This is a genomic window from Amycolatopsis sp. NPDC043885 (assembly GCF_056435685.1).
The window spans coordinates 307,094-324,550 of sequence record NZ_JBWKEA010000001.1 but is presented as its reverse complement, the minus strand read 5'-3'; the positions used below and the strand labels follow the sequence as shown (position 1 = coordinate 324,550).

Sequence of the window (17,457 nt, the reverse complement as noted above, 5' to 3'; positions counted from 1 at the left end):
CGTCCTTTTGACGGTGGTGGACGGCCTTCGGCTCCCTTACGTTCACTCCACCGAATCATGGAGGTGGAATGTCCCGGATCAGACGCCTGCTCGTCCCCGCGCTCGTCGCGGCGGCGGCGGGAAGCGTGTTCGCGGCTCCGTCGGCGAGCGCCGCGCCCGCGCCGCAGTGCGACACCGCGAGCGCCCCGTTCAACTACGTGGTGCTCTACGACCCGCGCACCCCGGAGCGCAAGGTCGACAACGAACTGCGCGCCAAGTGCGGCGAGAAGGTCGCGTACTACCCGGAGATCGGGGTCGCGGTCGCGACCTCGCGCAACGCCGACTTCCAGGCGAAGATCGGCGTCTTCCGCGCCTACTCGGGCGGCCGTGACGTCGCGTTCCCGCCCGCGGCCACCACCCGCTCGACCCGCTCCGCCGTGGTCGACACCAAGGAAAACGAAGAGACCACCAGCGTCGCCCTCGAAGAGGACCTGTCGGCCCAGCAGTGGGACATGCGGGCGATCCAGGCTCCCGAGGCGAACAAGATCTCCGGTGGCAGCCGGTCGGTGACCGTCGGCGTGCTGGACTCGGGCATCGAGCCCACCCACCCCGCGCTGAAGGCGGCCCTCGACCCGAAGGTGTCGGCAGGCTGCAACAGCGGCGCGCCCGACACCACGCCCGCCGCCTGGGCACCCACGAACTCCGACCACGGCACGCACGTCGCCGGCACGATCGCGGGCAAGGACGCCGCACGCGGCTTCACCGGTGTCGCGCCCGGTGTCAAGCTGGCGTCGGTGAAGGTCGTGAACGACGACGGCCTGATCCTCCCCGAGGCCGCGGTGTGCGGGTTCATGTGGGCGGCGAAGCACCGCTTCCCGGTCACGAACAACAGCTACTACATCGACCCGGGCATGTTCTACTGCTCGAAGGAGCCGGGCGACGCGGCCGCGTACGAGGCCGTCCGCCGCGCGGTGTCCTACTCGACCGGCCGCGGCGTGCTGAACGTCGCCGCCGCCGGCAACAGCGGTTTCGACCCGGACGAGCAGACCACCGACCCGAACCGTCCGCACCCGGTCGACGAGAGCTGCGGCATCCTGCCCAAGGCCATCGACGGCGTCGTCAACGTCTCGGCCATCGGCTACGCGGGCACGAAGTCGTCGTACAGCAACTACGGTGACGACGTTTCGGTCACCGCCCCCGGCGGCGACCGCGCCCAGCTGCCGCCCGTCGGCCAGGGGGTGGGTTGCCCGCTGTCGACCATCTTCAACGGCGGGTACGGCGCCAAGTGCGGCACCTCGATGGCGTCTCCGCACGTCGCCGGTGTCGCCGCGCTGCTGGCGTCCCGTTTCCGGCACGCTCCGCCCGCGGCGCTGAGGTGGCTGCTGGAGCACCAGGCGGATGCGGTTCCGTGCGGGACTGCGGCGCCGGTCTGTGAAGGTCCGGAGAAGGACAACTCGTACTACGGCCACGGCCGCGTCAACGCTCTGGACGCGGTGAAGTAGTTTCGCGCGATCGCCGGGGCCGGTCCACGTTCGTGGGACGGCCCCGGTTTCGTTTTCCTGGCCCTTCCGATGGTGTCCTCGCTACGTTGTGAGCACCTTCGACAGTGGGGAGTTCACGATGTCGTTGTCCGGTCGGTTGGTTCCCGTGGTGCTGGGGCTGGCGATGCTCCCGCTCGTGAGCGCGCCCGCGGCGGTGGCGGCTCCGGTGGCGCCCTGCAGCGACGAGCCGCGGGAACTCCCCATCGACGAGTTCACCGACTATCGCGAGATGGTGCGGGAACTCGGCAGGCTCGAACGGGTGAGCAAAGGGCGGGTGACGGTCAAGGAGGCCGGGCGGTCGAACCGCGGCCGGGTGATTCACCAGGCGATGGTCGGGACCGGGCCGGAGGTCTTCGTGGTCTCCAGCGAGATCCACGGAAACGAGAAGACCGGCACCGACGCCCTGCTGCGCATCCTCGACTACCTCGGCACGTCGGAGTCGCGGGACGCCGAGCGGCTGCGGAAGACCATCACCTTCGTCGCGGTGCCGAAACTGAACCCGGACGGCGCCGAACTCGACCGGCGCGGCAACGACCTTTCGTGGGCGGAGGTGCAGCGGAAGTTCCCTCAGCTGAAGGACCGCCCGCCCGCCTGGAACTACCTCAGCGGCGTCCTCCAAGGCGACGACTACCGCAAGCGGCCGGGATTCGACGTCAACCGCGACTTCAACCCGGACCTGGCCTACGTCCCGCGCGCGGAGGACTTCCCGGGCGCGCCGGACCAGCCGGGGTGGTTCGTCACGCCCGAGGCGCGGGCGCTGCGTTCGGTGTACCTGGAGCTGACCGCTTCGCGGGGGAAGGTGCCCGACGTCTATGTCGATCTGCACCATCAAGGCGCCTGCGTCCGGCAGGAAGGCAGCAACCGGCTGCTCGACGTCGGCATCGACTACCCGCCGCTGCCCGACAAGTTCTTCGAGCCCGGCCAGAAGTACGCGAAGTACCGCGATGTGTACACAAAGGACGAATCGCGGCAGCTGGCGATCAGCGCGTTCAACGGGATGACGTCGCGCGGTTTCGTCGGGGCGCGGTATCCGCACGCGCCGGACCGGGATCTGCCGGGGCAGGCGCGGTGTTCGTTCGCGCTGAACGGGACGGGGACGGTGCTGTTCGAGGTACGCGGGCAGACGCAGACGCTCGGGCAGCAGCACCGGGAGCGGTTCACGCGCGCGGTGATGGCGGGGCTGTACAACATGCTGCGGGACGTGAGCACGGGCGCTGTCGGGTACATCGACCCGGAGGACTTCGACCGGCTGCCGGGTACAGCCGACTCGGCCGCTCTCGCTCGGGTGCTGGAGTAGCGGCTTTCCGTGAAGGCCTCCTTCCCTACCCTGAGAGTAGGGAAGGGGGCCTTCACGGACCATCAGGCAGCCGTAGCGAGATGGACCTGGGGGCGTGGGCGGGAAGCAGCGACCTGCCACGCTGTCTCCAGATCCGAGACCACGGCGGCCGGATCGTTCAGCAGTTGCGAAGGCAGCGTCTGCACGACGACGAGCCCGGAAGTCGCGTATCGGGTGTTCCGGTCCACAGTCCGCTGATATCCAGCTCGGCGGAAATGGAATTCGAACGAGTCGATTTCCCAGACGAGGCCGACATCGTCCCACCACGCGTCAGGCCGTCCCAGATACTTGCCGGAAACGTCGAAGAGCTCGGCATTCCAATGACTTGGAGGGTTTTCCAGCCGACGGCTGAGCACCTTCGCCCGTGATTCGGCCATTGAGCGGATGTCCACCCAGTCGTTCAAGAGCCGCCTGGGCACAGCGGTTCCTCGCTGTGTGCCGTGATTCAGTTCCCCCAGTAGCGCCTTCGGATGACACCTGCCCTGCTGGATCGCCTCGATGAGCAGCTCTTCCGACGTGTGCGGATCAGTGAATCGCCGCACCGCGTCAGTTGTGGCACGGATCACAGGCGCGAGCGGTACCCCGTTCCGTGTCGTCGGCGGCGGCAATCGCAAAGTGCGTTCCGTGGTTACGAACCCGACGCTTCGGATCTTCCGCTCGTGCGGGATCAGCAGGTGCAGCCCCTGATCGTCCGGAAGGGCGGACGGGCGCAGGCCGTGGAGCCTGCAGGCTTCGACGCCAGTGAGCATCGCCTTCGCGCCAGAATAGAGCAGCGCTGCCGTCACCAACTCCGACGAGGTCGGCTGCTGATCATGCAACAGGACGATTCCGGGAAGGAGCCGCTGCCATGGCCCACCGGGCAAGCATCGGTGGTAGATGGTCTTGCTGGGCATCTCCAGTGATTCCAGGTCGGCGACCCGGACGACGCCATTGTGGCTCCGTGCCAGCAGCAGTTCGGGATGCTGGGCCCATCTTCCTCTTTTGACCACGTGGCCAGCCTGACCGCCGGTCGCCGTCCGCGACAGCCTCACTTCGCGAACCTGTGGATAACTGGGGTCTTGTGGATAACCCCCCGAACGCCGTGAAGGCCTCCTTCCCTACCTTGAGGGTAGGGAAGGAGGCCTTCACGGACCGCTCCGTCAGACGCGCTTGAAGAGCAGGGCGCGTTTGACTTCCTGGATTGCTTTGGTGACCTGGATACCGCGCGGGCAGGCATCGGTGCAGTTGAACGTCGTCCGGCAGCGCCAGACACCTTCGGAGTCGTTCAGGATGTCCAAACGCTCTTCGGCGCCTTCGTCACGCGAGTCGAAGATGAACCGGTGCGCGTTGACGATCGCGGCCGGGCCGAAGTACGAGCCGTCGTTCCAGTACACCGGGCACGAGGACGTGCAGCAGGCGCACAGGATGCACTTGGTCGTGTCGTCGAACCGGTCGCGGTCGGCCTGCGACTGGATCCGCTCGCGCGTGGGCTCGTTCCCGTAGGCGATGAGGTACGGCTTGACGGCCTTGTACGCCTCGAAGAACGGGTCCATGTCGACGTAAAGGTCCTTGAGCGTGGTCAGACCCTTGATCGGCGCGATGGTGATGGTCGTCTTCTTGCCGTTGGTCTCCAGCAGGTCCTTCATCAGGACCTTGCACGCCAGCCGGTTGATGCCGTTGATCTGCATCGCGTCGGAACCGCAGACGCCGTGTGCGCACGAGCGCCGGAACGAGAACGTCCCGTCGATGTAGTCCTTCACGTAGAAGAGCAGGTTCAGCAGCCGGTCGGTGCGCTGCGCCGGGACGTCGTAGGACTCCCAGTGCGGCTCGGTGTCGACTTCGGGGTTGAACCGGAGGATCTTCAGCGTGACGGTGATCGGCGTGTGGTCGGAGGACACGGCCTCCGACTTCTCGGGGGTGGCCGTGGTCATCAGTACTTCCGCTCCATCGGTTCGTAGCGGGTGAAGGTCACCGGCTTGTAGTCGAGGCGGACGTCGGCCGTCAGGCCTTCACCCTGCTTGTAGGCCATGGTGTGCCGCATGAAGTTCGTGTCGTCGCGGTTCGGGTAGTCCTCGCGCGCGTGCCCGCCGCGGGATTCCTTGCGCGCCAGGGCGCCGACGACGAGGACCTCGGCCAGTTCGAGCAGGAAGCCCAGCTCGACGGCCTCGAGGACGTCGGTGTTGTACCGCTTCCCCTTGTCCGACACGGTGATCCGGCTGTACCGCTCCTTCAGCGCCTGCACGTCGGTCAGCGCCTGCTTGAGCGTGTCCTCCGTGCGGTACACCGAGGCGTGCGAGTCCATGGTCCGCTGCAGCTCGGTGCGGATGTCGGCGACGCGCTCGTCACCGTGTTCCGAAAGCAGCAGCGCGAGCTGGTCTTCCACCACGCGAGTCGGGTTCTCCGGCAGCTCGATGTGCTCGTGCGCCAACGCGTACTCCGCGGCGGCGATGCCGGCGCGGCGGCCGAACACGTTGATGTCGAGCAGCGAGTTGGTGCCCAGCCGGTTCGAGCCGTGCACGGACACACACGCCACCTCACCCGCGGCGTACAGGCCGGGGATGACGTTCTCGTTGTCCCGCAACGCCTCGCCGTGGACGTTGGTCGGGATACCGCCCATCACGTAGTGGCAGGTCGGGAACACCGGCACCGGTTCGGTCACCGGGTCGACGCCCAGGTACGTCCGCGAGAACTCCATGATGTCCGGCAGTTTCGCGTTCAGCGTCTCTTCCGGGATGTGTGTGACATCGAGGACGACGTAGTCCTTGTTCGGCCCGCAACCGCGGCCCTGCAGCACTTCCTGCACCATCGACCGGGCGACGATGTCGCGCGGCGCGAGGTCCTTGATGGTGGGGGCGTAGCGCTCCATGAACCGCTCGCCATCGGCGTTGCGGAGGATGCCGCCCTCACCGCGCACGGCCTCGGAGATGAGGATGCCGAGCCCGGCCAGACCTGTCGGGTGGAACTGGAAGAACTCCATGTCCTCCAGCGGCAGGCCCTTGCGGAAGATGATGCCGAGGCCGTCACCGGTGAGGGTGTGCGCGTTCGACGTCGTCTTGAAGATCTTGCCCGCGCCGCCGGTGGCGAACACGATCGACTTCGCCTGGAAGACGTGCAGCTCACCGGTCGCCAGCTCGTAGGCGACGACGCCGGACGCGATCGGGTTGCCGTCCTCGTCCGGGGTCAGCACCAGGTCGAGCACGTAGAACTCGTTGAAGAACTCGGTGCCGTGCTTGACGCAGTTCTGGTAGAGCGTCTGCAGGATCATGTGCCCGGTGCGGTCCGCGGCGTAGCAGGCGCGGCGCACCGCGGCCTTGCCGTGGTCACGGGTGTGCCCGCCGAAACGGCGCTGGTCGATCTTGCCCTCGGGCGTCCGGTTGAACGGCAGGCCCATCTTCTCGAGGTCGAGGACCGCGTCGATGGCTTCCTTCGCCATGATCTCGGCGGCGTCCTGGTCGACCAGGTAGTCGCCGCCCTTGATCGTGTCGAAGGTGTGCCACTCCCAGTTGTCCTCTTCGACGTTCGCCAGCGCGGCGCACATACCGCCCTGGGCGGCGCCGGTGTGCGAACGCGTCGGGTAGAGCTTGGTGAGGACCGCGGTGCGGGCACGCTGGCCGGATTCGATGGCCGCGCGCATGCCGGCGCCACCGGCGCCGACGATCACCACGTCGTACTTGTGGAACTGCATTGAGAACTCCGCTTTACGTGTGTGGTGGGGCCGTCAGTTGGCCGAGATGCCGGGATCGAAGGTGAAGATCACCATCGTGCCGACGGCGAGGATCAGCACCATCGAGACGTAGAGCACGATCTTCAGCCAGAACCGGGTGCTGTCCTTGCGGGCGTAGTCGTCGATGATCGTCCGCAGCCCGTTGCCGCCGTGGATCTCGGCGAGCCAGAGCATCGACAGGTCCCAGAACTGCCAGAACGGCGAGGCCCAGCGGCCGGCGACGAAGCCCCAGTTGATGCGGTGCACGCCACCGTCGAGGATGTTCATGATGAACAGGTGGCCGAGCACCAGCACGACCAGCGCGAGGCCCGAGATGCGCATGAACAGCCAGCTGTAGAGCTCGAAGTTGCTGCGGCGGGCGGCCGGGCGCTTCGGCGAACGCGGCTTGTCGAGTGCGAGAACTTCGGTTGCCATGGTCAGTGCCCCCCGAACATAACTTCGACGGTGCGCTTCATCATGAAGAAGGCACCGGGAATCATCACCACGACCCAGATGGCCAGGATGGTCCAGAGCATCGGCTTCTGGAACTTCGGTCCCTTCTCCCAGAAGTCGACCAGCATGACCCGGATGCCGTTGAGCGCGTGGAACAGCACCGCGCCGACCAGGCCGACCTCGAGGAGGTTGACCAGCGGGGTCTTGTAGGTCTCGATGACCTCGTTGTACGTGTCGGGCGACACGCGCACGAGCGCGGTGTCGAGCACGTGCACGAAAAGGAAGAAGAATGTCAGCACGCCGGTGATGCGGTGCAGCACCCAGGACCACATACCGGGGTCGCCCCGGTAGAAGGTCCCTTGCCGGCGTGAGGCACCCGCCCGATCGCTCGCGGCCGCCTCGGTGGCGGTGCTAGCCGTGGTGGACATCGGTGAACGGCCTCCAACGTCATGGCTTGGGCCCGCTGACCGCTGGTTTCCGCGCCTGCCGCCGGGACGTCCACCTGGGGACGGCTCCGGCGACGGTGCCGAGATCATGGTCATCGAGCGTGGATACCAGGAATGCTAGACCCGCACCTCACGGTGGGCTCACCTCCGGGTTCCTCTGTGTGATGGACCAGACATCGGGACCCTTGCCCGATCGGGTGATGCGGGCCGGTAACTCACCGGTTCGTCCACTGTGGACGCGAGGGTTGTCGGGGGGCACCCTGAACGGTGCGTGACGATCTTGGGTCTTCCCCGCGGCCGGTGGGCCGAGTGCTGCCTGCGATTACTCCGTTGTGATCACGGTGAGTACTCCATTCGTCGCGCGTACGACTCATGAGTAAACGTTTGTGTTACGTAGCGTGCCTTTCCTATGGCGGCAAAGCGGCCGTTAGGTACCGTCTCTCGGTCGAACCCGGCAGCGTCGCCGGGTCGCTTTCTTCGGACCATCCGCTGGATCAGCGGGGAGGGAGACACACGTTGCGTCGCATGCGTGGAACCGCGCTGGCCGCCGCCGCCATGGCCGGTGCTCTGGTACTGGCCGGATGCGCGAAGGATTCAGGTGCGGGGAACAACAACAACGCGGGCTCTGGGGACCAGTCCGCCAGCTGCGTGACGGCGCCGAAGCCGCCCGCCGCGCCGGCCGCGTCGAGCAGCTCCGCGCAGTCGACCGAGAAGGTCGACGGCAGCAAGCTCAAGGTCGCGCTGGCCTTCGACGTCGGCGGCCGCGGCGACGCGTCGTTCAACGACTCCGCCGCCGCCGGTACCGACAAGGCGAAGGCCGAGCTCGGCGTCACGACGGTCACCGAAAGCACCGCCGCCGCGACCGAGGACGAGGCCGCCAAGTCGCAGCGTCTCGACCAGCTCGCTTCGCAGGGCTTCAGCCCGATCATCGCGGTCGGCTTCGCCTACGCCAAGGCCGTCGGCGCCATCGCGCCGAAGTACCCGAACACCCAGTTCGCGATCGTCGACGACGACTCCGTCAAGGCCCCGAACGTCACCTCGCTCGTCTTCGCCGAGGAGCAGGGCTCGTTCCTGGCCGGTGTCGCCGCCGCCTACAAGTCGAAGAAGTGCCACGTCGGCTTCGTCGGTGGCGTGAACACGCCGCTGATCCAGAAGTTCGAGGCCGGCTTCCTCCAGGGGGTGAAGGCCGCTTCGACCAAGGCCAAGATCGAGGACGAGTACCTCACCCCGGCCGGTGACTTCTCCGGGTTCCAGGACCCGGCGAAGGGCAACGTGAAGGCCGCCGCCCAGATCGCCAAGGGCGCGGACGTGATCTATCACGCCGCCGGCGCCTCCGGTAAGGGCGTTTTCGAGGCCGCGAAGTCGAACAACGCGTTCGCCATCGGCGTCGACTCCGACCAGTACAACCAGAAGACGGTCGAGGCGTCGAAGGACGTCATCATCACCTCGATGCTCAAGCGCGTCGACGTGGCGGTGTTCGACTACCTGCGCGCGCTGGCGAAGGGCGACCTGACGTCGCTGCCGAAGCGGTTCGACCTCAAGGTCGACGGCATCGGCTACGCCACCTCCGGTGGCAAGGTCGACGACATCAAGGACGTCCTCGACGGGTACAAGGCGCAGATCGTCTCCGGGGCGATCACCGTCTCGGACAAGCCGCAGAAGTAAGCTTCACCAGGTACGGGGCTCGGGAGGGTAACCCCTTCCGAGCCCCAACCTGTTTACCCAGAACTGGATGGCTTTTCATGAGCGCTCCCCAGGCCGAGGTCACCGACGCCCCCGACCGGGGTGAACCGGCCGTGCAGCTGACCGGGATCACGAAGCGGTTCCCCGGTGTCGTCGCCAACTCCGACGTCAACCTCACCGTCACCAAGGGCGAGGTGCACGCTGTCTGCGGCGAAAACGGCGCGGGCAAATCGACCCTGATGAAGATCCTCTACGGCATGCAGCAGCCGGACGAGGGCGACATCGCGATCAACGGCGAACCGGTGAAACTGCGCAACCCGCAGGACGCCATCAAGGCCGGGATCGGGATGGTCCACCAGCACTTCATGCTGGCCGACAACCTGACCGTCGGGGAGAACGTCTTCCTCGGCGCGGAGAACCTGCACGGCATCGGCCGCGCGGCCAGGGCGAAGCTGGCGGAGCTGGCCGAACGCGTCGGCCTGCACGCCCGGCCGGACGCGCTGCTCGAAGAACTCGGCGTCGCCGACCGCCAGCGCGTGGAGATCGTGAAGGTGCTCTACCGCGGCGCCCGGATCATCATCCTCGACGAGCCCACCGCGGTGCTCGTCCCGCAGGAGGTCGACGCGCTGTTCGAGACCGTCCGCGCCATGCAGAAGGACGGCTTCACCTTCATCTTCATCTCGCACAAGCTCGACGAGGTGCGCGCGATCGCCGACACGGTCACCGTGATCCGGCGCGGCACCACCGTCGGCACGGCGGATCCGAAGACGATCACCTCACGTCAGCTGGCCGAGATGATGGTCGGCACGGAGCTGCCCAGTCCGGAGACCCGTGAGTCCACTGTGACCGATCGGCCGGTCCTCCGCCTGGACGACGTCTGCTTGAGCGTCGAGGGCTCCGAGCGCAACGTGCTCGACCACATCTCCTTCACCGTGCACGCGGGTGAAGTGCTCGGGATCGCCGGCGTCGAAGGCAACGGCCAGACCGAACTCGTCGAGACGATCATGGGCATGCGCAAGGGCGGCGGCCGGATCGAACTGACCGGGGCCGACGGCAAGACCGTCGAACTGCACAAACTGGGGACGCTCGCCCGCCGCGAGGCCGGGATCGGCTACATCGCCGAAGACCGCACACGGCACAGCCTTCTGCTCAGGCAACCCTTGTGGGTCAACCGGATCCTCGGCTACCAGACCCGCAAGCCGGTCGCGAAAGGACAGTTGCTCGACATCGACGGCGCGCGGGAGGACACCCGCCGCATCGTCGAGGAGTACGACGTCCGCACGCCGGGCATCGATGTCCCCGCCGCCGCGCTTTCGGGTGGTAACCAGCAGAAGCTGATCGTCGGGCGCGAGCTTTCCGGCAACCCGGTGCTGCTGATCGCGTCGCATCCCACGCGCGGTGTCGACGTCGGCGCGCAGGCGTTGATCTGGGAACAGATCCGCCAGGCGCGCGCGGCCGGGCTGGCCGTGCTGCTGGTTTCGGCCGACCTCGACGAGCTGATCGGGCTTTCCGACACCATTCAGGTCATGCTGCGCGGACGACTGGTCGGCGAGGCCGACCCCGCGACCGTGACCCCGCAGGAACTGGGCTCCGCGATGACGGGTGCCTCCGAAGACACTGAAGAAGGTGCAACGTGAGTAGCTGGCGTACGAGGCTGCTGCCGCCTCTGCTCGCGATCGTATTCGCGGTCATCCTGACGGCCATCGCGCTGATCATCTCGGGCGCCGACCCGCTCCAGGCCTACGGCACGATGATCGGCCAGCTCTTCAAGGGCTCGACCGCCGTCGACACGGTGAACCTCGCGACGGTCTACTACCTGTCCGGGCTCGCGGTGGCCATCGGCTTCCAGATGAACCTCTTCAACATCGGTGTCGAAGGTCAGTACCGGTTCGCCGCCATCGTCACCGCCATCATCGGCGGGGCGCTGCAGCTGCCGCCGGTGATCCACGTGCTGGCGATCCTGGTCGTCGCGGTGGCCAGCGGCATGCTGTACGCGGCCATCCCGGCCGTGCTGAAGGTGACCCGCGGTGTTTCCGAGGTCATCTCGACGATCATGCTGAACGCGATCGTCGGCGGCATCGTGGCGTTCCTGGTCAACGCGGACCAGTTCGGCGTGCAGACCGGCAACAACATCGCCACCCGCGAGATCGCCGAGACCGGCCGGATCCCGGGGATCCCGATCCTTTCCGGTGAGCTGTTCGGCTTCGTGTTCATCGCGGCGCTGATCGGCGCGGCCTACTGGTTCATGCTCAACCGGACCCGGTTCGGGTTCGAGCTGAAGGCCTCCGGCGAATCGACGACGGCGGCCGCCGCCGGTGGCGTGAACGCCAAGAAGATGACGCTGATCGCGATGCTGCTTTCCGGTGGCGTCGCCGGCCTGGTCGCGATGCCGGAACTGCTCGGCCGCGACTTCAGCTACGGCATCACCTCGACCCAGATGTACGGCTTCACCGGTATCGCGGTCGCCCTGCTCGGCCGCAACCACCCGGCGGGCATCGCGCTGGGCGCCCTGCTGTGGGCGTTCCTCGACCGGTCCGCGGTGTCGCTGGAGCAGATCAACGTGTCCAAAGAGATCGCCACGATCATGCAGGGCGTGATCGTGCTGTCGGTCGTCATCGCGTACGAGATCGTGCGCCGCGCGGACCTGGCCGCCGAACAGCGTCGTGTCGGTCGCGCGCTGGCAGGCAACGGCCGCAAGGGTTCCAGCGTGTCCGAGGGAGGTGCGGTGTGACCACCGCGGACGTTCTTTCGCCCAACACGGGTGGGACCACCATGCCGGTGAAGCCGCCGAAGCGGCGCATGCCCGGCTGGCTCAAGGGAGCCATCTGGGGGCTGCTGGCGGTCGGTGTGCTCGCGATCGCGTCGTACGCCACCGGCGTCAACACACTGACCTCGACCAACACCGCGCACACCGCGTTGCGGCTGGCGCTGCCGATCCTGCTCTGCGCGCTCGGCGGCCTCTGGGCCGAACGCGCGGGCGTGATCAACATCGGCCTCGAAGGCATGATGATCCTGGGCACCTGGGGCGCCGCTTGGGGCGCGTACCACGGCGGTGTCTGGGCCGGGCTGATCGCGGCGGTCGTGTTCGGCGCGCTCGGCGGCCTGCTGCACGCCGTCGCGACGGTGACCTTCAACGTCAACCACATCGTCTCCGGTGTGGCGATCAACCTGCTCGGTCTCGGGGTCGCGAAGTACCTGGCGAACCTGGTGTTCACCCCGCTTTCGGGGAACCCGCGCCAGTCACCGCCGGTCCCGAAGTTCGACACCTATTCGGCGACGTTCCTCTCGGACTGGCTTTCGGATCTGGAGAAGATGCAGCGCGTCTTCATCTCCGACCTCGCCGGCATCCTCAACGGCCTGGTCACCGAGGTCGCGCCGCTGACGATGATCGCGATCGCGCTGGTCCCGATCAGCTACTTCGTGCTGTGGCGGACGCGGTTCGGCCTGCGGCTGCGGTCCTGCGGTGAGAACCCGGTCGCGGCCGAGTCCCTCGGCGTGAAGGTCTACCTGCACAAGTACGTCGCCATGATCATCTCCGGCGGGCTCGCCGGGATGGGTGGCGCGTCGCTCGTGCTGCTCGCCGGCGGCGCGGACTATCTGGAGAACCAGACCAACAACCGCGGGTACATCGGCCTCGCGGCGATGATCTTCGGCAACTGGCGGCCGGGCGGCCTGCTCGGCGGCGCGGCGCTGTTCGGTTACGCGGACGGCCTCCAGCTCGCCGGTGGCGGCACCGCGGTGCTCGCGCTGCTGTACGGCGCGGTGATCCTGCTGGCCGTGATCGTGGCGGTGCAGTTGTTCCGCCGTCAGTGGATCGCTTCCGCGCTCGGTGTCGTCGGCGCCGTCGCGCTGTACGCGATCTACTGGACCAACGACGACCTGCCCAGCGACCTCATCCCGTACACCGCGCACTTCGTGACGCTGATCGTGCTGGCGGTGGCTTCGCAACGGCTGCGGCCGCCCAAGGCGATCGGCGCCACCTATCGGCGAGGTGAGGACTGACATGGCGGAGTACGACTGGGAAGCCTTGAGGGCTAAGGCCGTCGAGGCGGCGAAGTCGGCGTACGCGCCTTACTCGGGTCTGCACGTCGGTGTGGCGGGCGTGGTGGACGACGGCCGGATCGTCGTCGGCTGCAACGTCGAAAACGCTTCGTACGGCTTGGGAATGTGCGCGGAATGCACGATGGCGGGGCAGCTGCGGCTGACCGGCGGCGGCAAGCTCGTCGCCGTCGCCTGCCGCAGCGGCGCCGGTGATCTGCTGATGCCGTGCGGGCGCTGCCGTCAGATCCTGTTCGAGCACGGCGGATCCGACTGCCTGGTGGACACCCCGAGTGGCATCCTGCCGATGTCCGAGGTGCTGCCGGACGCGTTCGGGCCGGATGACCTGCCATGAGCGCGTTCGCCGCCGTCGACGTCATCCGCGCGAAGCGGGACGGTGGACGGCTCACCGATGAGCAGATCGACTGGACGATCGACGCGTACACGCGCGGCGACATCGCCGAGGAACAGATGGCCGCGCTCGCGATGGCCATCTTCCTGCGGGGGATGGACTCCGGCGAGATCGCGCGCTGGACCGGCGCGATGATCTCGTCGGGGGAGCGGCTGGAGCTGAAGGTCAGCCGCCCGACGATCGACAAGCACTCGACGGGCGGGGTCGGCGACAAGATCACGCTGCCGCTGGCGCCGCTCGTCGCGGCCTGCGGCGCGGCCGTGCCGCAGCTGTCCGGGCGCGGGCTCGGGCACACCGGCGGGACGCTGGACAAACTGGAGTCGATTCCGGGCTGGCGTGCCTCTTTGTCGACATCGGAGATCATCCGGCAGCTCGACGAGGTCGGCGCGGTGGTCTGCGCGGCGACCTCCGGGCTGGCTCCGGCGGACAAGAAGCTGTACGCGCTGCGGGATGTGACTTCGACGGTGGAGTCGATCCCGCTGATCGCGAGCTCGATCATGAGCAAGAAGATCGCCGAGGGCTCGGCCGGGCTGGTCCTCGATGTGAAGACCGGTTCGGGCGCGTTCATGAAGACGCTTCCGCAGGCCCGCGAACTCGCGCGGACGCTGGTGGAGATCGGGACCGCGCACGGCGTCGCGACGACGGCGCTGATCACGGACATGAACGTGCCGTTGGGCCATGCCGTCGGCAACGCGATCGAGGTCGCGGAGTCGGTCGAGGTGCTGCGCGGCGGCGGCCCGGCCGACGTCGTCGAGCTGACCGTGGCTTTGGCCAGGGAGATGCTGGCGCTGGCCGGATTGTCCGATGTGGACCCGGCGGCGGTGCTCGCGTCGGGGAAGGCCTACGAGACGTGGTGCCGGATGATCGCCGCTCAGGGCGGGGATCCCGAGGCGGAGCTGCCGCGGCCTAAGCACGTCCACGTCGTCTCGGCGCCTTCGGATGGTGTCTTGACGTCTTTGGACGCGTACTCGGTCGGGGTCGCCGCTTGGCGGCTCGGGGCCGGACGGGCGCGCAAGGAGGATCCGGTGCAGGCCGCGGCGGGTGTCCTGTGCCTGGCGAAGCCGGGCGACACGGTGTCGGCGGGGCAGCCGCTGCTGGAGCTGCACACCGATACGCCGGAGGCTGTTCCTTCGGCTCTCGCTGCGCTCGAAGACGCCTACGCCATCTCCTCGGAGGCCTCGGCCTCCGCTCCGCTCGTCCTGGAGACCGTGCGGCCCTGACCTGCGTTTAGCCCCCTAATCGCGATCTGTCGGTGGTGCCGGCCCTGGTCGCGATCCCTGTGTCCTGAAGGCCCGCATTTAGTCCTCTGGATGCGGTACTTGCGCGTGCAACTACCGCATCCAGAGGACGAAATGCCTGAGGGTGGGCGGATCGCGATTAGCCCGCTAAACGCAGGTCGTGGCCGGAGAAGCGTGAAGGCCCCCTTCCCTCGGCGGAGCCGGAGGAAGGGGGCCTTCACGCGTTAAGAGAGCGTCAGTCGGTGGTCTCGTCGGCGCCGTCGGCCTTCGCCTTGGCGTCGGCCGCCTTGGGCGCCCGGCCGTTGCGCGAGCTGCGGCGCGGCTGACGCGGGGCGGGCGGCGGCGGGGCGATCTGCTGCACGGCCGGTCCGCCGCCGAGCATCAGCTCCGCGAAGGTCGCCATGGCCTCGTCCAGCTGGCCGCCGATGCGGCGCACGGACTCGTCGTTGCTCTTGCGCACCAGCGAGTCGACCGAGTCGGTGTCCGGCTGCTTCTGCAGCGTGCTCTCGACCTTCGACAGGCCGGAGCGGATCGAGCCGTCGAGGTCGCCGAGGCGCCCGGTGAAGCCGTCCTCGACCTTGTCGAGCCGCTCGGCCAGGTCGTCCAGTCGCGAGGTGACCTTCTCGAGGCGGTCGCCGAGGCCGTCGAGGCGCTCCGAGGCGTCGATCATCTCGCCGGTCTCGGTCAGCGCGGTCTTCAGCGCCTCGGTGTTCGCGGTGAGGCTTTCCTTGGTCGCCTTGTCGAGGTTCTCGACGCGGGTGCGCAGCTCGCGGTCGACGGTGTCGACGCGGTCCCGCAAGGTGGACTCGGCCTGCTCGACGCGCTCGCGCACCGGCCCGATCACCGACTGCGGCAGCGCGTCGGTCCTCACGTCCTGCTTGTCGAGGTGCGCGCCGAGCTCGTCGAGGCGGCGGTGGATGTTCTGGAGCTTGTCCTCGAGCCCGTCCATCCGGCCCCCGACGCCTTCCAGACGCGCGGCCATGCCGTCGAGGCGGCCGTCGAGCTGAGCGAACGGCTTGGCCAGCTTGTCGACGATGCTTTCGACGGCGCGGGTCAGCGCGGCGATCGCGGTGTCCTGCGCTTCGAGCCGCGACATGGTCTCGTCGAGACGTTCGGCGAGCACGCTGGTCTCGGTGCGGTCGGGCATCTCCGAGAGCCGCTTGCGCACCGCGCCGAGCGAGTCGACGGGGGCCAGACGTGCGTAGATGTCGTCGAGCGCGTCGAAGATCTGCTGCTGTTCGCTCTCACGCACTTCGGCCGCGCGCACCAGCATGTTGCGCATCCGGTCGAAGGACGGGGCTGCAATGTGGTTGTCAGTGGTCACTGCGGTGTCCTTCGTGGGCGGGGAAATGGGAGGGACGTGACGTGAAGCTTATCCATTGCGAAATTGCTCTGCGTATGGCCCCCGGGTATCGGACAATGCCGAGCTCTGCCCCTGATGGCCGATTCAGCCCGTGATCGACAAAGCCGAGGGTTAACCGGCTCGCGGAAGTTACCACCATGTAGGGGAATGACAGGCTGGTTACCGTTACGTATGTCCTCTGAAAGCAGCAGACCCAGCATCCCGGAGGCGGTACTGGCCCGCGCTCCCAAGGTTCTCCTCCACGACCACCTGGACGGCGGATTGCGGCCCGCCACGGTCGCCGAACTCGCCGAACAGACCGGGTATCGGGCCTTGCCGACCAGCGATCCCGTCGAACTCGGCCGGTGGTTCCGCGACGCGGCCGATTCCGGCTCCCTCGTCTCGTACCTTGAGACGTTCGCGCATACCTGTGGCGTCATGCAGACCGAGGAAGCGCTGGTCAGAGTGGCCGCCGAGGCGGTGGAAGACCTCGCGGTCGACGGCGTCGTCTACGCCGAGGTGCGTTACGCCCCAGAACTCTTCGTCGAACGCGGACTGTCACTCGATGCGGTGGTCGAGGCCATTCAGGCCGGGTTCGCCGAAGGTGAACGGAGAGTGGCGGCCGGCGGCGGCCGGATCCGCGTCGGGACGTTGCTCTGCGCGATGCGCCAGCACGCCAGGGCGCTCGAGATCGCCGGCCTCGCCGTCCGCTACCGCGACGCCGGTGTGGTCGGGTTCGACATCGCCGGACCGGAAGACGGTTTTCCGCCTACCAGAAATCTCGACGCATTCGAGTTCCTGCGGACGAATAATGCGCATTTCACCATTCATGCCGGTGAGGCGTTCGGGCTCGCGTCCATTTGGGAGGCGATTCAGCATTGTGGCGCGGAGCGGCTCGGTCACGGCGTGCGCATCGTCGACGACATCAAGACCGACAGCGACGGCACGGTCCATTTGGGACGGTTGGCCGCCTACGTCCGCGACCGGCGCATCCCGCTCGAGATCTGTCCCACGTCCAATGTCCAGACGGGAGCGGCGCGCTCGATCGCCGAGCATCCGATCGGCCTGCTCGCCAGGCTGCGGTTCCGGGTCACCGTCAACACCGACAACCGGCTGATGAGCGGCTGCTCGATGACCAGCGAATTCGCGGCACTGAGCGACGCGTTCGGCTACGGGGTGGCCGATCTCGAGTGGTTCACGATCAATGCGATGAAATCCGCCTTCCTCGATTTCGACCAGCGGCTCGACATCATCAACACGGTCATCAAGCCGGGGTATGCGTCCTTGCGTTCGTTAGCATAGCCAAC

15 protein-coding genes are annotated in these 17,457 nt (G+C 67.5%); 9 read left to right on the top strand and 6 right to left on the bottom strand.

Annotation, left to right across the window (positions count from 1 at the left end; genetic code table 11):
- The first annotated feature begins 68 nt into the window (after window positions 1-68).
- Entirely contained in the window at window positions 69-1,481 is a 1,413-nt protein-coding gene (locus AC069I_RS01625) for a S8 family peptidase (RefSeq protein WP_478225084.1), read from the top strand.
- 118 nt (window positions 1,482-1,599) lie between these two features.
- Entirely contained in the window at window positions 1,600-2,817 is a 1,218-nt protein-coding gene (locus AC069I_RS01620; RefSeq protein ID WP_478264643.1) for a M14 family zinc carboxypeptidase, read from the top strand.
- A gap of 62 nt (window positions 2,818-2,879) precedes the next feature.
- Here the strand turns inward: AC069I_RS01620 and AC069I_RS01615 are convergent, their stop codons facing one another.
- The 5 genes from AC069I_RS01615 to sdhC form a co-directional block, all read right to left on the bottom strand.
- Window positions 2,880-3,887: a hypothetical protein gene (locus AC069I_RS01615; RefSeq protein ID WP_478264642.1), complete on the bottom strand. Its 1,008-nt coding sequence runs from the start codon at window positions 3,885-3,887 to the stop codon at window positions 2,880-2,882.
- A 108-nt stretch (window positions 3,888-3,995) separates the two neighbouring features.
- Window positions 3,996-4,766 (bottom strand): succinate dehydrogenase iron-sulfur subunit, encoded by a 771-nt coding sequence (locus AC069I_RS01610; protein WP_378444421.1) that lies wholly within the window; start codon window positions 4,764-4,766, stop codon window positions 3,996-3,998.
- A complete protein-coding gene (gene sdhA, locus AC069I_RS01605; RefSeq protein ID WP_478225089.1) occupies window positions 4,766-6,520 on the bottom strand; it encodes a succinate dehydrogenase flavoprotein subunit in 1,755 nt (584 codons plus the stop codon). Before sdhA ends, AC069I_RS01610 begins: the two co-directional genes overlap by 1 nt.
- Window positions 6,521-6,553: 33 nt before the next feature.
- A complete protein-coding gene (locus AC069I_RS01600) occupies window positions 6,554-6,973 on the bottom strand; it encodes a succinate dehydrogenase hydrophobic membrane anchor subunit (RefSeq protein WP_016331258.1) in 420 nt (139 codons plus the stop codon).
- A 2-nt stretch (window positions 6,974-6,975) separates the two neighbouring features.
- Window positions 6,976-7,419 (bottom strand): succinate dehydrogenase, cytochrome b556 subunit, encoded by a 444-nt coding sequence (sdhC, locus tag AC069I_RS01595; RefSeq protein WP_081809635.1) that lies wholly within the window; start codon window positions 7,417-7,419, stop codon window positions 6,976-6,978.
- 543 nt (window positions 7,420-7,962) lie between these two features.
- On the opposite strand from sdhC, the gene AC069I_RS01590 reads away from it, so the two are divergent.
- From AC069I_RS01590 to AC069I_RS01565, 6 genes are all read left to right on the top strand, one after another.
- Window positions 7,963-9,102, top strand: a complete 1,140-nt coding sequence (locus AC069I_RS01590; RefSeq protein WP_340684615.1) for a BMP family lipoprotein — start codon at window positions 7,963-7,965, stop codon at window positions 9,100-9,102.
- Between the two features lie 77 nt (window positions 9,103-9,179).
- Window positions 9,180-10,757, top strand: a complete 1,578-nt coding sequence (locus AC069I_RS01585) for an ABC transporter ATP-binding protein (protein ID WP_478225090.1) — start codon at window positions 9,180-9,182, stop codon at window positions 10,755-10,757.
- A complete protein-coding gene (locus AC069I_RS01580) occupies window positions 10,754-11,851 on the top strand; it encodes an ABC transporter permease (RefSeq protein ID WP_478225091.1) in 1,098 nt (365 codons plus the stop codon). The genes AC069I_RS01585 and AC069I_RS01580 overlap by 4 nt, the downstream gene beginning before the upstream one ends.
- Entirely contained in the window at window positions 11,848-13,122 is a 1,275-nt protein-coding gene (locus AC069I_RS01575) for an ABC transporter permease (RefSeq protein ID WP_478225092.1), read from the top strand. Before AC069I_RS01580 ends, AC069I_RS01575 begins: the two co-directional genes overlap by 4 nt.
- 1 nt (window position 13,123) lies before the next feature.
- A complete protein-coding gene (locus tag AC069I_RS01570) occupies window positions 13,124-13,513 on the top strand; it encodes a cytidine deaminase (protein ID WP_478264641.1) in 390 nt (129 codons plus the stop codon).
- A complete protein-coding gene (locus tag AC069I_RS01565) occupies window positions 13,510-14,790 on the top strand; it encodes a thymidine phosphorylase (RefSeq protein WP_478264640.1) in 1,281 nt (426 codons plus the stop codon). The genes AC069I_RS01570 and AC069I_RS01565 overlap by 4 nt, the downstream gene beginning before the upstream one ends.
- A 253-nt stretch (window positions 14,791-15,043) precedes the next feature.
- On the opposite strand, the gene AC069I_RS01560 is transcribed toward AC069I_RS01565, so the two are convergent.
- Window positions 15,044-16,132, bottom strand: a complete 1,089-nt coding sequence (locus AC069I_RS01560) for a PA containing protein (protein WP_340684609.1) — start codon at window positions 16,130-16,132, stop codon at window positions 15,044-15,046.
- Window positions 16,133-16,342: 210 nt separating this feature from the next.
- Here AC069I_RS01560 and AC069I_RS01555 point away from each other — a divergent pair, with 210 nt between their 5' ends.
- The gene (locus tag AC069I_RS01555) at window positions 16,343-17,452 is read left to right on the top strand and encodes an adenosine deaminase (protein WP_478225094.1); all 1,110 of its coding nucleotides are present in this window, start codon (window positions 16,343-16,345) and stop codon (window positions 17,450-17,452) included.
- Window positions 17,453-17,457: the final 5 nt, after the last annotated feature.

Bases quoted from the DNA above. Each gene is read 5' to 3' on its own strand.
- AC069I_RS01585 (WP_478225090.1), top strand. From the start codon at position 9,180: ATGAGCGCTCCCCAGGCCGAGGTCACCGACGCCCCCGACCGGGGTGAA.
- AC069I_RS01600 (WP_016331258.1), bottom strand. From the start codon at position 6,973: ATGGCAACCGAAGTTCTCGCACTCGACAAGCCGCGTTCGCCGAAGCGC.
- AC069I_RS01625 (WP_478225084.1), top strand. From the start codon at position 69: ATGTCCCGGATCAGACGCCTGCTCGTCCCCGCGCTCGTCGCGGCGGCG.
- AC069I_RS01590 (WP_340684615.1), top strand. From the start codon at position 7,963: ATGCGTGGAACCGCGCTGGCCGCCGCCGCCATGGCCGGTGCTCTGGTA.
- sdhA (WP_478225089.1), bottom strand. From the start codon at position 6,520: ATGCAGTTCCACAAGTACGACGTGGTGATCGTCGGCGCCGGTGGCGCC.
- sdhC (WP_081809635.1), bottom strand. From the start codon at position 7,419: ATGTCCACCACGGCTAGCACCGCCACCGAGGCGGCCGCGAGCGATCGG.
- AC069I_RS01610 (WP_378444421.1), bottom strand. From the start codon at position 4,766: ATGACCACGGCCACCCCCGAGAAGTCGGAGGCCGTGTCCTCCGACCAC.
- AC069I_RS01570 (WP_478264641.1), top strand. From the start codon at position 13,124: ATGGCGGAGTACGACTGGGAAGCCTTGAGGGCTAAGGCCGTCGAGGCG.
- AC069I_RS01620 (WP_478264643.1), top strand. From the start codon at position 1,600: ATGTCGTTGTCCGGTCGGTTGGTTCCCGTGGTGCTGGGGCTGGCGATG.
- AC069I_RS01555 (WP_478225094.1), top strand. From the start codon at position 16,343: ATGTCCTCTGAAAGCAGCAGACCCAGCATCCCGGAGGCGGTACTGGCC.
- AC069I_RS01565 (WP_478264640.1), top strand. From the start codon at position 13,510: ATGAGCGCGTTCGCCGCCGTCGACGTCATCCGCGCGAAGCGGGACGGT.